Genomic DNA, 15350 nt, shown 5'->3' with positions numbered 1-15350 from the left:
CAAGTCGTCCCAAACGTCTTACTTAATTATTTACCTGCATTGCCATGGGATAAGTTTAATAGAAAACTATCTTTATGGACAAGATTACTACCCCTCGTTTTAACAAAAAAGGAACTACTTTTTTCACTTTGTTGATGGCTTTTGTACTATTCGGAATAACTTCTTCAGAAGCATATACTGTAAGAGATAAGGCTTTGATGATTCAATCACCAACGGATACAGATGGAGACGGTGTGCCTGATAGCACTGATTTAGATGATGATAATGATGGAATATTAGATACAGATGAGTGTTCTACTTTGGAATTGAAAGAAGTTTTTATAACCGATTTTGGATTTCCAGAAGGAATACGTGATGGTAGTCTTTCTGCTTCAGACGTAGACTTGAGTTCTAAATGGGGACTTCCAGCAGGTAGTGTTATTATTACTGTTACAGGTGTAAGTACAAGTTCTACAGGACCTTTCTTTTCAGTTGAGGATAATCTTCCTGTTACTTTTTATATTTCTGGAACAACTCCTGTAAATGTTGTTGCAAGACACTCGCCGAATTTAGCTGCATTAAGTAAAGATGGTATCGTTGCTTTAGATGGTACTGTATATGACCAAACTACAACTTTACCAACTGGTATTATTGAAGGTAGTATGGGTAATGATTATTATGTTGAAAATGTAACAAATAGGGGTATTGATGAGCCTGAAAGAGCTACATGGGTTTCACAATCTACAGTTACTGAGATTCAATTTTATACAACTTCGGATCATATTCAAAACGGTATTCGTTTGTCATTACAGCCTAACGCATGTCCTGATACCGATGGTGATGGAACTCCTGATAATTTAGATATTGATGCCGATAACGATGGAATTCCTGATAATGTAGAGGCTCAATCTACAGACGGTTATATTCCGCCTTCAGGAATTGATGTTGATAACGATGGACTGGATGATGCTTACGAAGGTTCAGGTAATGAAGGTCTTACGCCAGTTAATACTGATGGGTCAGATACACCAGATTATATAGATTTGGATAGTGATAATGATTTGGTTCCAGATAATAATGAAGGGAATGATTTCAATTTTGATGGTATTCCGGATCAAACATATACAGGAATAGATACTGATGGAGACGGTCTTGATGATGGTTACGAAGGTAGCGATGTGAATGATGGTTACGATGTAAACGATGAAATTGATGATCCTGCAAATGATTTGCCAGATACAGATGGTACAGAAGATGTAAATTACAGAGACCTTGACGATGATGGCGACGGTATTGATACACCTGATGAGGATGCAAATAATGATGGTGACCCAACCAATGACGATACAGACGGAGATGGTACACCAGACTATTTAGACCCAGTTAATGATAATGGGCCAGATACAGATGGTGACGGAGTACCAGATGCGACAGATTTAGATGATGATAATGATGGTATCTTAGATACCGTTGAAGATTCAAATATCGATAGTGATAATGATCCTTTGACAAACCCAGATGATACAGACGGTGATGGTATTCCAAATCATTTAGACATTGATGCCGATAATGACGGAATTCCAGATAATGTGGAAGCCCAAACTACAGAAGGCTACATCGCACCTAATGAAGATGACGCTGCTACTTATGAAACTAATGATGGTTTAAATAGTGCTTATCTTCCTGATGGCTTAACACCAGTAAATCATGATAAAATTGATACACCTGATTATATCGATTTAGATAGTGATAATGATTTAGTTCCGGATAATAATGAAGGAAATGACTTTAATTTTGATGGTGTACCTGATCAAGTTTATACAGGAGTGGATACTGATGGTGACGGTCTTGATGATGGTTACGAAGGCAGTGACGTTAATGATGGTTTTGATGTTAATGATGAGATTAACGATCCAGCTAACGATTTACCGGATACGGACGGTACAGAAGATGTGAACTACAGAGATTTTGATGATGATGGTGATGGCATCGATACTCCAGATGAGGATATTGATGGAGATGGCGACCCTACTAATGACGATACAGATGGTGATGGTACTCCAGATTATTTAGATCCTACAAATGATAGTGGCCCAGATACAGATGGTGATGGTGTGCCAGATAGTACAGATTTAGATGATGATAATGATGGTATATTAGACACTGTAGAAGATTCTAATACGGATGGTGATAATGATCCAATGACAAATCCTTTAGACACCGATGGTGATGGAATTCCAAATCATTTGGATATTGATGCGGATGATGATGGTATACCTGATAATGTTGAAGGACAAACTACAGATGGTTACATAGCGCCTAATAATGATGATGCTACTACTTATGAATTAAACCAAGGTTTAAATAGCGCATATATTCCAAATGGAATTGTACCAAATAACCATGATGGTAGTGATACACCTGATTATATCGATTTTGATAGTGATAACGATTTAGTGCCTGATAATAACGAAGGAAATGATTTTGATTTTGATGGAATTCCGGATCAAACATATTTAGGAACAGATGCTGATGGTGATGGTCTTGATGATGGTTATGAAGGAAGTGACATAAATGATGGATTCGATGTAAATGATGAAATCGATAATCCTGCAAATGATTTGCCTGATACTGATGGTACTGAAGATGTAAATTATAGAGATATAGATGATGATGGTGACGGAATAGATACGCCAGATGAAGACGCTGATGGTGATGGTAACCCAACCAATGACGATTCAAATGGTGATGGAATTCCAGATTATTTAGATCCTAAGCCTGCTAATACTGATATTATAGTAATGCAAATGGTTACACCAAATGGTGATGGTAAAAATGAGTTTCTATGGATAGAGAATGTAGATCTTGCATTAGATAATCAACTTAGAATATTTAATAGATGGGGTATTGCAGTTTATGAAGGTGAGAACTACAATAATCAAAACAATGTTTTTGATGGTAGATCAAAAGGTAGGTCTACTGTGAGCTCGGGTGAATATTTACCAGCAGGGGTATATTTTTATATCTTTGAGTACAATACAGCAAATGAGAATGATATAACCAATAGTGGATATATTTATATAAGCGAATAATTTATTACTGACTTATGATAGTAAAAAAGAGTTTCCTCGCATCCTTATTTTTATTGTTGATTTTTTGGGAGACAGCTAATGCGCAACAAGATGCGCAGTACACCCAATACATGTACAATACAATGAGTGTAAACCCTGCATATGCTGGGTCTAGAGGGCAATTTAGCGCAGCAGCATTACATAGATCACAATGGGTAGGTTTAGAAGGTGGCCCAGTAACACAAACACTAAATTTACATTCGCCAATTAGAAATAGTAATTTAGGTTATGGTGTTTCTATTGTAAACGATAAAATTGGTGAAGGTGTAGTGCAAGAAACATATCTTGATGCCGTTTTGTCCTATACTATAGATGTCTCGTTAGATGGTAAACTTTCATTTGGACTAAAAGCTGGTGGAAATTTATTAAACTTAGACTTTGAAGGTCTTAGACAAAGAGACGATGAAAATTTTCGTGAAACTGTAAGTACTGATGATATTCAGAATAAGTTTTCACCGAATTTCGGTTTAGGTGTATACTATCATACCAATAAATTTTATGCAGGTCTTTCTGCACCAAATTTGTTAGAAACAGAACATTTTGATCGTTCAGGAACAGATGATAATGCCGTAGACTTTCTATCTAAAGAGCGCATGAATTTTTATCTAATTACTGGTTATGTATTTGACCTGAATAATAATTTTAAATTTAAACCGGCGCTATTAACTAAAGTAGTTAGTGGTGCACCGCTTCAGGTTGATTTATCTGCGAATTTCTTATTCAATGATAAATTTAATTTTGGTGCAGCTTATCGATGGGATGCCGCGGTAAGTGCTTTGGCTGGTTTTCAAATAACAGATCAATTTATGCTTGGTTTAGCATATGACCGAGAAACCACAGAATTAGGTGGAACACAGTTTAACGATGGGTCTTTTGAAGTGTTTCTGAGATTTGAGTTGGTCAAATCATTCCAGAAACTAGTATCACCACGATTCTTCTAAAATCGGGAACAATGAATAGAAAAATTATACTATTAGTTACGTTTTTAGTCCTTGTCACAAACTTTGCAGGGTATGGTCAAGAACGCTTAATAAATAAGGCGGATGTTGATTACGATTCATACTCTTTTAAGCCGGCGATAGATATCTATAAAAGAGTAATGGATAAAGGATATGTTTCCGCAGATCTACTTAAGAAATTAGGTAATTCATACTACTTTAATGCAGATTATGTTGATGCAGCTGAAACTTATAAGAAGTTAATTGATACATATTCAAATGATGTAGGACCAGAGCATTATTTTAGATATGCTCAGTGTTTGAAATCAATCGGTAGTTATGATGATTCAAATGCAATCATGGCCAAATTTGCAGAAGTAACTTCTGATGATAATAGGGCGGTAATGTATCAGAATGAAAAGGATTATATGGCCGAAATAAAGAGAAACTCTGGCAGATATAACGTTGGTCCTTTTGAGTATAATTCACCATACTCAGAATTTGCACCTGCCTTTTACAAAGAAGGATTAATATTCTCTTCAGATAGAGATACCGGTAATTTAGCGCGATATAGACATACATGGAATTCAAAGGATTTTTTGGATTTATATAAAGTAAATGCTGACAGTGTATCTGATAATAAGGTAACAAAACTTAGTAAAGAAGTAAATACAAGATTGCACGAATCTACATCTGTAACCACAAAGGATGGTAATACAATGTATTTCACTAGAAACAACTTTAAGGGTGGAAAATATATTAAAGATGAAAATGGTGTAATTAGGCTGAAAATATTTAAAGCAACCTTACAAGAAGGTGTTTGGCAAGATATTCAAGAACTGTCTTTTAATAGCGATTCATATTCTGTGGCACATCCTGTGTTAAGTCCTGATGAAAAGACAATGTTTTTTGCATCTGATATGTCTGGTAGTTTAGGCGAGTCAGATATTTTTAAAGTGTCGATCAATGAAGACGGTAGTTTTGGTGAGCCTATAAATCTAGGGAATAATATAAATACAGAAGCTAGAGAAACTTTTCCTTTTGTTACGAGCGAAGAGATTCTGTACTTTTCTTCAGATGGACATCCTGGTTTAGGAGGTTTGGATGTTTTTGGAACTAAAATAGCCGGCGCTAATTACGATGGTGCGATTTTAAATGTAGGTGAACCCATAAATAGTAAAATGGATGACTTCACTTTTATTATTGATGAAACATCTAAAAAAGGATATTTTGCTTCAAATAGATTAGAAGGTCGTGGTGCTGATGATATTTATAGTTTCACAGAAACTAAGCCACTAATTTTTGATTGTCAACAGGAGATAACTGGTACAGTAAGAGATAAAATTTCAAACGAAGTTCTGGTTGGTGCAACTGTTAAAGTTATTGATGAAAATAACGAAGAGATTCTTTCTACTATTACAGATTCGGAAGGTAAATATTCGTTATCATTAGATTGCAATCAAGGAAACTTTGTTAGAGCCCAAATTCAAGGTTATGTACCTTCAGAAGAGTATATTGGAAAATCTGATGGTAAACCAAAAATTATTGATTTCTATCTTGAGCGAGATACCGTTACAGCGGGCTTTGGAGACGACTTAGCTAAATTGTTACAACTAAGTACCATATATTTCGATTTCGATAAATATAACATTCGAAAAGACTCTGAAATTGAAGTTGAAAAGGTAATTGCGGCAATGGAAAAGTATCCTAGCTTAAAAATTAAAGTAAATTCACATACAGATAGTAGAGGTAAAGATTCCTATAACTTGTGGTTGTCACAAAAGAGAGCCGAAGCGACTGTTAAATATATGGTTACTCATGGTATAGATGAAGATAGACTGCAAGGTGAAGGGTTTGGCGAAACCAAATTAGTAAATGAATGTGCTAATGGTGTTAAATGTTCTGCCAAGAATCATGAGCTAAATAGAAGATCAGAGTTTATTATTATAGAATGATGTTGATATAAACTTGTAAATAAAAAAACGGCTTTATAGTCGTTTTTTTTGTTTTGTATAGTTCATTTATTAAAGATGTGAATTCGATAGTAAAAAGCAATAGTAGCGCTCTGAGGTGATAATTAATAAATATGACAACATAGTATTATAGAAGCAATCTAATTTCTAGAAAATTGGGTTGCTTTTTTTAATGGCATAAACACGCTATTTTTGCTATATGGATGAAGAAAAAGTTATTCTCGTTAATGAAAACAACGAAGAGTTGGGTACTATGCCTAAGATGGAAGCTCATGAAAAGGCTGTATTACACAGAGCTTTTTCAGTTTTTATAATGAATAAAAATGGTGAAACCATGTTGCAGCAGCGAGCAGCCGATAAATACCATTCTCCACTTTTATGGACAAATACATGTTGTAGTCATCAAAGATTGGGCGAGACTAATATTGAAGCAGGTAGACGAAGACTTCAGGAGGAAATGGGTTTTGATACAGACCTTAAAGAACTTTTCTCTTTCGTATATAAGGCACCATTTGATAATGGTTTAACCGAACATGAACTTGATCATGTTATGCTAGGTTACTATGAAGACGAACCCAAAATTAATGTTGAAGAAGTTGCTGATTGGTTATGGATGAAACCAGCTAAAATTAAAGAAGATATCGAAAAATCACCTGAAAAATATACAGCCTGGTTTAAGATAATCTTTGAACGCTTTTACGAACATATAAATTAAATTTTCGAATTATGTCTAAAGTCAAAGTTAGTAGAAAAGCTCATTTTAATGCTGCGCATAGGCTCTATCGTAAAGATTGGAGCTATGAAAAAAACACCTCTATATTTGGCAAATGTAGTAACCCGAATTATCATGGTCATAATTATGAATTAATTGTGAGCGTTACTGGCGAGATAGACGCAGTTACAGGTTTTGTAATGGATATGAAAATTCTAAAGGATTTAATAAAACTTGAAGTTGAAGAATCTTTGGACCATAAGAATTTAAATATAGAAGTTGAAGAATTCAGCAAACTGAATCCCACGGCAGAGAATATAGCTGTCTTCATATTTAATAAGTTGAGACCACATATAGCTTCGGATAAGGAGTTAGAAATAACACTTTATGAAACGCCGAGAAATTTTGTTACCTATTCCGGTTAAAAATAAATTGTAAGAAAATACGTTAGTATTTTATCTTTTCATATTCTTTCAAATCAAACTAGTATCATGAACACATATCCTTTAAAGTTTTTTCCTATTTTAAAAGAACGTCTTTGGGGCGGTAATAAATTACAAACTGTTTTAGAAAAAGACATTAATTCGGATATAACAGGTGAGAGCTGGGAAGTATCAACAGTAGAGGGTGATATATCTACAGTATCAAATGGAAGTCTTTCAGGCACTAATTTACAGGAGTTAATAGATGAGTACCCTGCAGATTTATTGGGCAAAAGCGTTTATGAGAGATTTGGAAAAGAATTTCCTATTCTTATTAAATTTATTGATGCAAAACTGGACTTGTCGATACAATTGCACCCTAATGACGAATTGGCCAAGGAACGGCATAACTCCTTCGGAAAAACCGAAATGTGGTATATAATGAATGCTGATGACGATGCTAGTCTTATTGTAGGATTTAATAAAGATGTTACAAAAGAAGAATATGCTAAAAGTTTAAAAGAGGATAAACTTTTAGATTTATTAAACTATGAAAAAGTTAAAGAAGGCGATACATTTTTTATTAATACTGGTAAGATACATGCAATAGGAGCGGGGGTAATGCTAGCAGAAATTCAACAAACCTCAGACATCACTTATCGAGTATTTGATTTTAATAGACGCGATAAAGAAGGAAACTTGAGAGAATTACATACAGAACAGGCATTAGATGCAATAGACTACCAAAAGAAAGATGATTTTAAGGTTAATTATACTTCAGAACTTAACCGCGTAAATGAAATGGTAGATTGTCCTTATTTTAATACAAAGTATCTAAACCTTACTCAAGATCTAAGGCAAGATGTTGCTCAGCGTGATTCATTTACAATATATATGTGTGTTGATGGTGTAGCAACCATAGAAAATGAAGGTGGTTCAGAATCTATTAAGAAAGGCGAAACACTTTTAATTCCAGCTAAGAGTTCTTTAATTAACATTCTTACTTCTGGAGCTAAACTTTTGGAGATAACCATCTGAGCAGTCCATTTTTTAGCTGTATTTTTGTAAAAATTTAAGTAATTATGGCAAGTGTAAGAGGTTTAAAGAAAGATATCAATAATGTATTAGGTGATATCATAGAAGCAGTTTATATAGTAGAAGCTAGTAATGGTACTACTATATCAAAAGAAGGCGAAGGTATTATCGATAATGTTTTCAGTACATTCGAGGATTTAATTACTAAAGTAAATCAAAGAAAAGTAGAAAACAAAAAAGCGCATTTAAACACAGTTAAAAATGAGCTAGAAACTAAAGCTCGTGATTTAGTTGAGCAAGTAAATAAGTTAGGATAATTTTCTTAATCGTATTAAGAGACTGTTTTTAAATCAGTCTCTTATTTTTCTTTTAAACTTCCTAAGTGCTTAGACAAAGCTCTGCCGTATTTAGATTCGGCTACTTCAGGAGTCATTGTATTTGCTATAGAATCTAAATATATTTTATTGGCATCAGCTACTTCATTTAAAGCAATATAAGGTGCTATATACGAATCAGAATTATTTAAAGCAAAATTTAGCGCGTAGAGGTAACTTCTTAATACGTTCTTTTCATTTAGTTTAATTAATGAGTCTATTTGCGTGGTATTAAGTTTCAATTCCGGATTATTAGCGTATTGAAGAATCTCTAAATCTTTTTTATTGAATTGAGACATATTCCCTTGATATTCTTCCCATTTCTTTTGAGTAGCAGAACCTTCAATCTTTGCATTAGTATCAAAAGTATTCCAATTAGAATTTATTGTTATTGCACCTGGCTCCGCAAAAAATGTAATTCTATCGTTAATGTCATTGTTATCCTTTTTGTTTAAGTATAAATAATAGAACTCTGGACTATCTAATTCGGCATTTAAAGAATAATTACCATCACCAGAAATTTCTAATGAATCTACCGTTACTAAGATTGTATCTTTTAAATGCTGTAGATATAATGTGCCTTTTTTAAGGCCTTTAATATTACCCGAAACCGTCATCGTTTCTTTTTTACTTTCTTCCTGACAAGAAATAATAACAATTGCAATACTTAATAAAACTAGAAACTTTCTCATTTGACTTTTTTAATAGGCAGCAAATATCATGAAATATTTTAGATATATAAGGCTTCTTGTTAAATTCTAGACCTGCGACGCAACTTCCATGAGCAATGCACATATGTAGGCACCTGCAGTGCCTACAACATACCCAAAAACAGCTAAAAGAATACCTACAGAAGTTAAAGATGGGTGAAATTCGGCAGCAACTACTGGAGCCGAAGCAGCTCCGCCAACATTTGCTTGACTACCAACTGCCAAAAAGAAATAAGGAGCTTTAATTAGTTTTGCAACTACAATTAGTAACCCGGCATGGATAGATATCCAAATTAACCCGATAACAATTAAACCTGGGTTTTCTAGTACTTTTCCTAAATCCATTTGCATTCCAATAGTAGCTACCAAAATATAAATAAACATTCCACCAATTTTACTAGCACCAGCACCTTCATAATTTTTAGCTTTAGTAAATGAAAGTGCTATGCCAACCGCGGTAGCAAAAACAACCATCCAAAGAAATTTAGAACTTAATGAGGAGAAAAAATTGTCTTTATCTCGAATGACTTCAAAAGTGTTTTCTAGGAAACTTGAGAAATTATTTCCTAAGAAATGAGCTAATCCCACGGCTGTAAAAGATAAGCAAAGCATAATTATATAATCGGGGAGGGTAGTTATTCGTGTAATTTTTGCTGTATGTTCAGATACCTTTATTTTTAATTTTTCAATAGATGAGGTATCCGCTTTTAACCATTTGTCTATTCTTTCAGTTTTACCAACACCTAATAAAATAATGGCCATCCATAGATTTGCGACAACAATATCAACTAATACCATCCCGCCAAATTTATCGGGATTGTACTTAAATATCTCATACATCGCTGCTTGATTTGCACCTCCGCCAATCCAACTTCCAGCTATAGTAGAAAGTCCACGCCAAATGGCATCCGGCCCACTACCACCTACAGTTTCTGGTGAAAATATGGAGACAATTAGTATTGCTATGGGGCCACCAATCATAATACCAATTGAACCTGTAAAAAACATAATTAATGCTTTGGGGCCAAGATTTATAATGCCTTTTAAGTCAATGCTTAGGGTCATTAAAACAAGAGCTGCGGGTAATAAATAGCGGCTTGCTACAAAATATAAATTCGAAGTTTCGTCAGAAATTATGCCGATGCTTGTTAGTATTCCAGGGAGTAAATAGCACATTAAAACCGTAGGGACAATGCTATAGAACTTTTTCCAAAAACCTGCTTTTATTGATGAGGTGTAAAACACAAACCCGAGACAAAGGGCCAAAAGGCCAAATACAATGGTGTCGTCAGATATTAGTGGTTGTGGTAATATTTTATCGGTCATTTAAAATTGTAATTACTTCAATCTCAAATATACTCAAATTAGGTGTTGCTTTATAAAGTGAGCGACTCCGTCTTCCGTGTTTTTTAAGGCAACATAATCCGCAATTGCTTTTACTTCTTCCCTAGCATTTGCAACTGCTACACCGAGCCCAGAATGTTGAAGCATTTCAGAATCATTATAATTATCACCAAAAGAAATTACATCTGATAATGATTCATCTTTTTTTAATAACAATTCAATAGCTGATAATTTTGAAACCGATTTTGGTGCTAGTTCTATGAGTGTATCGTTAGAACGATATATGTTCATATGTTCGCTAAATTTTTCGTTAAGAATTGGAAATATTTTATCTGCTGAGGTTTTAGTACCCATCATCATAATTTTATGGGCACTAATATTCCTAGATTTCCATTCGGCTAATGTTTCAGAAGTATTCCTGAAAATGGGTTTTGTACACGTATATTTTATTTCTTTTTCAACGCGTACAGAAGTTTCCTCTACATACCACTCTGTATTGTAATAAAGACCAAGTTTAGTGTTCTCATTCTCTGCAAGATTATATACCTTTTCAACTGTTTCAAAATTAATTGTATTCGAGAAAATTTCAGTTGTGCCATCAATAACTAATGCGCCATTGTAGCATATAATAGGTTGATTGTTAATTGATAGTCTCTTTTGAAGGTAGGTCATGGATTGCGGCATTCGCGCTGAAACTAGAATGATTTTCATCTGTTCTTTTATTCGACCTATTTCCGAAATAGTAAAATCTGAAACATCACTTTTTGTAGTAAGCAGTGTTCCATCTAAATCAGAACAAAGAATTTTATAGGTCATAAAAAATAGATTGGTTAATTAGTTTTTATCCTTAGGATTTCGTTTTGCCTCTTTTAAAGTTTTCATTAGCATCCATTCAATTTGTCCATTAGTACTGCGGAATTCATCTGCAGCCCATTTTTCAATTGCTTTGAGCATTTCTTCATTTAAACGTAGTGCGAAAGCCTTTTTTTTACTCATTCCCTTTATTAAAATATCGGTGAATTACCTGTTCTACTTTCTTTTCTTTTTGAGTGCCAATTAGTATTTTCTCTTTTGTTTTTAACACAATTTGTATGCCTTTATTGCCACGAATATTAAAGGCTTTGTTTTTGCCAGAAGTACCTCGAAATCCCCATCCGCCATATTCGCTTATAGGTTTGTACTTTCGAAGGTAACATTCTTCCATCTCCGACCACCTGATAATTTTTGCCGAATAATGAAATGGTTTGAATTGATAATGAATTCCTATTTCATCAATTGTGGTTTGTAAACGTATTAAAAGTAACAATGTAATGACAAGGATTATAGTGAAAATACCAATAATTAATCCAATACTATTTTCTTTGCTTTCTACAAATGAAGAAAAATGTTCAACACTTTTGTATAAAACTAATCCTAATATTGCAAGAATTGTTAGCCATAACCACCATTGGTTAAACCGTTGTGATTCATTAAATACTCGCATATATTAATGATTTAGAGTTCCTGCATTTACTACAGGCGCAGCATCTTTGTCTGAGCATAAAACAACCATTAAATTGCTTACCATGGCCGCTTTTCTTTCTTCATCTAAATCTACTACTCCTTTATTATTTAGCTCTTCTAAAGCCATTTCCACCATACTTACGGCACCCTCAACAATTTTATGTCTTGCAGCTACAATTGCTGTTGCCTGTTGTCTTTTCAACATTGCATTTGCAATTTCCTGCGCATATGCTAAATAACCAATTCGTGCTTCTAATACTTCTATGCCGGCCATAGATAAACGTTCTTGCAATTCTTTCTCTAAGGCTACACTAACCTCATTTAAACTTGAACGCAACGTAATATCTTCATCTAGGCCTTCGTCTGCAAAATTATCATAAGGGTACATACTAGCAAGTTTGCGTACTGCGGCATCAGTTTGTATGCGAACAAAGTTTTGGTAATCATCAACATCAAATGCTGCTTTATAGGTATCTGTAACACGCCACACAAGAATTGTACTAATCATTATGGGGTTGCCTAATTTGTCATTTACCTTTAAACGTTCGCTATCAAAATTACTCGCTCTTAAAGAAATTTTCTTTTTTGAATATAATGGATTAATCCAAAACAAACCGTTTTTCTTAATTGTGCCTACATATTTACCAAAAAGCAGTAATACTATAGAACTATTGGGATTCACCAACACAAAGCCTGGCAGCATTAGAATCGCGATCACAAATAAGGGTATGAGCGGTGGAAACCGCTGAATTCCAATAATTCCTCCAGCTAAGAGCGCAATAAAAAGGAACGCCATCGTATAACCATTTATTGGACTAATTTCTTTTTCGTTTGTCATGTTGTTTGATTTAAGTGATATTAAAATGATATCATAAATATATCAAAATAAATGACATGAAAGCAATTTTTTTTTGGTTCTCCGTAAATTGCTTAATTATGAACTTGATTTTTTGGACCTAAATTTCTTTACTTTCTTTTTATTCGGATTTTTAAAAAGTCGCTTAAAAAATCCATCGCGCTTAATAGGTTCGCAATCAAGAATACTTAAAACGGCATTTGATGATTGTGGAAATCGCGCTCGCGTTATATAATTAAATTCTTGGGCATTGTTCATTTTTTGCATCCATAGGGCAAATAGGGGAAGAGCAGCATTTGCTCCTTGACCTAAACTTGTGCTTTTAAAACCGATTTCATGATTGTCTAATCCTACCCATGTTACATGAACTATTTTTGGCGTTAACGCAACAAACCAAGCATCTTTATTATTTTGAGTAGTACCCGTTTTTCCTGCAATATCATTTTTTAATTTATAACTATTTCTAAGTCGAGTTGCTGTACCATGATTTATAGTAGATTTCATCATTTCTAGCATAATTTGACCAGTTTCTTTCGAAAATGCACTTTTTACAGCTCTTTTTGGTTCAAAATTGGTTAATACTGAATCTTCTTGATTTGTTATCTTTTCGATTAAATAGGGTAAAACAGCCTTACCATTATTTACATAACTAGCATAGGCACCAGCCATCTCATTCGCATAAATTTCACCTGTACCTAATGCCAAAGAAGGTTGTCTTGGTAACTCTGAAAACACTCCCATATTTTTAGCCTGTACCAAAACATTATCAATTCCCGTTCTTTCTAAAACCTTTACCGCGACTGTATTTACCGAATTACTCAAAGCCATTTCCATAGAATAGTTGAGGTATTTTTCGTCTTTATTACCAGAATTACTAGGTGACCATCCTTTTAGGTTATCATATTCTACTTCATCAGCAGAAAAATATGTGCATGGCGAAATGCCCATCTCTAAAGCAGCAGTGTAAACAATAGGTTTAAAAGTAGATCCAACTTGTCGTTTACTTTGAGCTACATGATCATATTTAAAATGTTTAAAATCTATACCACCAATCCACGTTTTAACTGCACCTGTTTTTGAGTCAATTGCTAAAGAACCTGTATTTAAAAATTTCATGTAATGTTGAACACTATCAATGACACTAGCACTAACAGTTTTGTCTCCACTCCAATCGGTTAATGTTGTCGGTTTTTTAATACGAAGAGAATCCATTATTTCGTCGTCTTCTAAACCAGATTTTTTTAAATTTTTATAGGTGTTTGTTCGCTTAACGAGTTTGTTAATTAGTTTTTTATCTTTTAGCCAAGGTGCATTTTTACCATAGCTTTTTTCGAATTTCTTTTGTAATGAAGACATATGTTTTACCATAGCTTCTTCAGCAAAACGTTGCATTTTGGAATCTAGCGTAGTATAAATTTTTAAACCCGATGTATAGATGTTATAATCGTTGCCTTCTTCTTTTTGTTTGCTCGTCCATTGTAATAATTTCTTTCGTACTTCCTCACGGAAATAAGGTGCTAAACCGTCTGAATAATCAAAATCTCGATAATCTAATTCTAAAGGTTTTTCAATAATACTTTCCTTTTCATCTTCTGAGATAAAATTATTATTGGCCATTGATTGTATTACCAAATTGCGCCTTACTAAACTTTTTTCGGGAAACACACGTGGATTATAGCCATAGGTAGCTTTTAACATGCCTACTAAAACCGCCGCTTGTTCTATTGAAAGTTCTTCCGCCTTTTTATTAAAGAATTTTAAAGATGCACTTTCAATACCAAATGTATTATCACCAAAAGAAACAGTATTGAGGTAATGGGTAATAATTTCATCTTTAGAAAAGAGTTCTTCGAGACGGTTAGCAATAAACATCTCCTTAATTTTGTCGACAGCTATATTTGTTTTTTTACGTTCGCGTCTCGGATATAAATTCTTTGCTAATTGTTGTGTTAGTGTACTACCACCCCCAGATGATTGGTCTTGTAGTAAAATTGTTTTTACTGCAACTCGCAATAAACTGGGGTAGTCTATACCAGTATGTTCGTAAAAGCGTTCGTCTTCAATAGCAATTAATGCTTGAATTAAATGTTTTGGTATTTTTTCAAAAGTAATGGGTTGTCTATCAAATAAATAATACTTGCCTATTAATACACTATCTGCAGTATAAACTTCAGATGCTCTTTGATATTGAAAATCCGAAAGCTCATTTTTGTCTGGTAATGCACCCCAAATTCCAATTCGTATACTCAGTACAAATACGATTGCAACGATGATTCCGGTTAAACAAATTGTAGTTAAATATTTAATTATTTTTCTTTTCTTCAACACTTATAAATGTATTAAGCCTGCAAGATCAAATTAAATTTTTAAAAG

The 15350-nt window shown here is 33.8% G+C and carries 14 protein-coding genes; 7 read left to right on the top strand and 7 right to left on the bottom strand.

The features are described 5' to 3' along the window. The first annotated feature begins 74 nt into the window (after positions 1–74). The 7 genes from UH7x_RS02420 to UH7x_RS02390 all read left to right on the top strand — a co-directional run bounded on the left by UH7x_RS02420 (position 75) and on the right by UH7x_RS02390 (position 8507). Positions 75–3071 (top strand): T9SS type B sorting domain-containing protein, encoded by a 2997-nt coding sequence (locus UH7x_RS02420; protein WP_482362133.1) that lies wholly within the window; start codon positions 75–77, stop codon positions 3069–3071. 17 nt (positions 3072–3088) lie between these two features. Beyond that, on the top strand, positions 3089–4051 hold the full coding sequence (locus UH7x_RS02415; protein WP_482363569.1) for a PorP/SprF family type IX secretion system membrane protein: 963 nt from the start codon (positions 3089–3091) through the stop codon (positions 4049–4051). Positions 4052–4062: 11 nt separating this feature from the next. Next, complete coding sequence (locus UH7x_RS02410; protein ID WP_482362132.1) at positions 4063–6003, top strand: OmpA family protein; 1941 nt, start codon at positions 4063–4065, stop codon at positions 6001–6003. 217 nt (positions 6004–6220) lie between these two features. Further along, positions 6221–6736, top strand: coding sequence for an isopentenyl-diphosphate Delta-isomerase (idi, locus tag UH7x_RS02405; RefSeq protein WP_482362131.1), 516 nt, complete (start codon positions 6221–6223; stop codon positions 6734–6736). 11 nt (positions 6737–6747) lie between these two features. Then, on the top strand, positions 6748–7158 hold the full coding sequence (locus tag UH7x_RS02400) for a 6-pyruvoyl trahydropterin synthase family protein (RefSeq protein WP_482362130.1): 411 nt from the start codon (positions 6748–6750) through the stop codon (positions 7156–7158). Positions 7159–7224: 66 nt separating this feature from the next. After that, positions 7225–8193: a type I phosphomannose isomerase catalytic subunit gene (locus UH7x_RS02395; RefSeq protein ID WP_482362129.1), complete on the top strand. Its 969-nt coding sequence runs from the start codon at positions 7225–7227 to the stop codon at positions 8191–8193. Between the two features lie 44 nt (positions 8194–8237). Next, the gene (locus UH7x_RS02390; protein ID WP_482362128.1) at positions 8238–8507 is read left to right on the top strand and encodes a hypothetical protein; all 270 of its coding nucleotides are present in this window, start codon (positions 8238–8240) and stop codon (positions 8505–8507) included. 41 nt (positions 8508–8548) lie between these two features. Here UH7x_RS02390 and UH7x_RS02385 read toward each other — a convergent pair whose 3' ends face one another. The 7 genes from UH7x_RS02385 to UH7x_RS02355 all read right to left on the bottom strand — a co-directional run bounded on the left by UH7x_RS02385 (position 8549) and on the right by UH7x_RS02355 (position 15305). After that, positions 8549–9256 carry a DUF4369 domain-containing protein gene (locus UH7x_RS02385; RefSeq protein ID WP_482362127.1) on the bottom strand — a complete coding sequence of 236 codons (708 nt, stop codon included), beginning with the start codon at positions 9254–9256 and terminating at the stop codon, positions 8549–8551. 66 nt (positions 9257–9322) lie between these two features. Further along, positions 9323–10600 carry a DUF819 family protein gene (locus UH7x_RS02380; RefSeq protein WP_482362126.1) on the bottom strand — a complete coding sequence of 426 codons (1278 nt, stop codon included), beginning with the start codon at positions 10598–10600 and terminating at the stop codon, positions 9323–9325. 33 nt (positions 10601–10633) lie between these two features. Beyond that, on the bottom strand, positions 10634–11434 hold the full coding sequence (locus tag UH7x_RS02375) for a Cof-type HAD-IIB family hydrolase (protein ID WP_482362125.1): 801 nt from the start codon (positions 11432–11434) through the stop codon (positions 10634–10636). An 18-nt stretch (positions 11435–11452) separates the two neighbouring features. After that, positions 11453–11614, bottom strand: a complete 162-nt coding sequence (locus UH7x_RS02370; RefSeq protein ID WP_482362124.1) for a type II toxin-antitoxin system antitoxin — start codon at positions 11612–11614, stop codon at positions 11453–11455. Continuing rightward, positions 11607–12101: a hypothetical protein gene (locus UH7x_RS02365; RefSeq protein ID WP_482362123.1), complete on the bottom strand. Its 495-nt coding sequence runs from the start codon at positions 12099–12101 to the stop codon at positions 11607–11609. The genes UH7x_RS02370 and UH7x_RS02365 overlap by 8 nt, the downstream gene beginning before the upstream one ends. A gap of 3 nt (positions 12102–12104) precedes the next feature. After that, a complete protein-coding gene (locus UH7x_RS02360; protein ID WP_482362122.1) occupies positions 12105–12959 on the bottom strand; it encodes an SPFH domain-containing protein in 855 nt (284 codons plus the stop codon). Between the two features lie 96 nt (positions 12960–13055). Then, a complete protein-coding gene (locus tag UH7x_RS02355; RefSeq protein ID WP_482362121.1) occupies positions 13056–15305 on the bottom strand; it encodes a penicillin-binding protein 1A in 2250 nt (749 codons plus the stop codon). Between the last annotated feature and the right edge of the window lie 45 nt (positions 15306–15350).

It is taken from the genome of Aurantibacter sp. UH7 (assembly GCF_056839165.1).
The sequence above is the reverse complement of the archived record's forward strand: the minus strand, read 5'-3'. Positions and strand labels throughout refer to the sequence as shown.

Excerpts from the sequence above, each read along its gene's own strand:
- UH7x_RS02420 (WP_482362133.1), top strand. The coding sequence starts at position 75 with ATGGACAAGATTACTACCCCTCGTTTTAACAAAAAAGGAACTACTTTT.
- UH7x_RS02395 (WP_482362129.1), top strand. The coding sequence starts at position 7,225 with ATGAACACATATCCTTTAAAGTTTTTTCCTATTTTAAAAGAACGTCTT.
- UH7x_RS02385 (WP_482362127.1), bottom strand. The coding sequence starts at position 9,256 with ATGAGAAAGTTTCTAGTTTTATTAAGTATTGCAATTGTTATTATTTCT.
- UH7x_RS02390 (WP_482362128.1), top strand. The coding sequence starts at position 8,238 with ATGGCAAGTGTAAGAGGTTTAAAGAAAGATATCAATAATGTATTAGGT.
- UH7x_RS02400 (WP_482362130.1), top strand. The coding sequence starts at position 6,748 with ATGTCTAAAGTCAAAGTTAGTAGAAAAGCTCATTTTAATGCTGCGCAT.
- UH7x_RS02365 (WP_482362123.1), bottom strand. The coding sequence starts at position 12,101 with ATGCGAGTATTTAATGAATCACAACGGTTTAACCAATGGTGGTTATGG.
- UH7x_RS02370 (WP_482362124.1), bottom strand. The coding sequence starts at position 11,614 with ATGAGTAAAAAAAAGGCTTTCGCACTACGTTTAAATGAAGAAATGCTC.
- UH7x_RS02380 (WP_482362126.1), bottom strand. The coding sequence starts at position 10,600 with ATGACCGATAAAATATTACCACAACCACTAATATCTGACGACACCATT.
- UH7x_RS02360 (WP_482362122.1), bottom strand. The coding sequence starts at position 12,959 with ATGACAAACGAAAAAGAAATTAGTCCAATAAATGGTTATACGATGGCG.
- UH7x_RS02375 (WP_482362125.1), bottom strand. The coding sequence starts at position 11,434 with ATGACCTATAAAATTCTTTGTTCTGATTTAGATGGAACACTGCTTACT.
- idi (WP_482362131.1), top strand. The coding sequence starts at position 6,221 with ATGGATGAAGAAAAAGTTATTCTCGTTAATGAAAACAACGAAGAGTTG.
- UH7x_RS02410 (WP_482362132.1), top strand. The coding sequence starts at position 4,063 with ATGAATAGAAAAATTATACTATTAGTTACGTTTTTAGTCCTTGTCACA.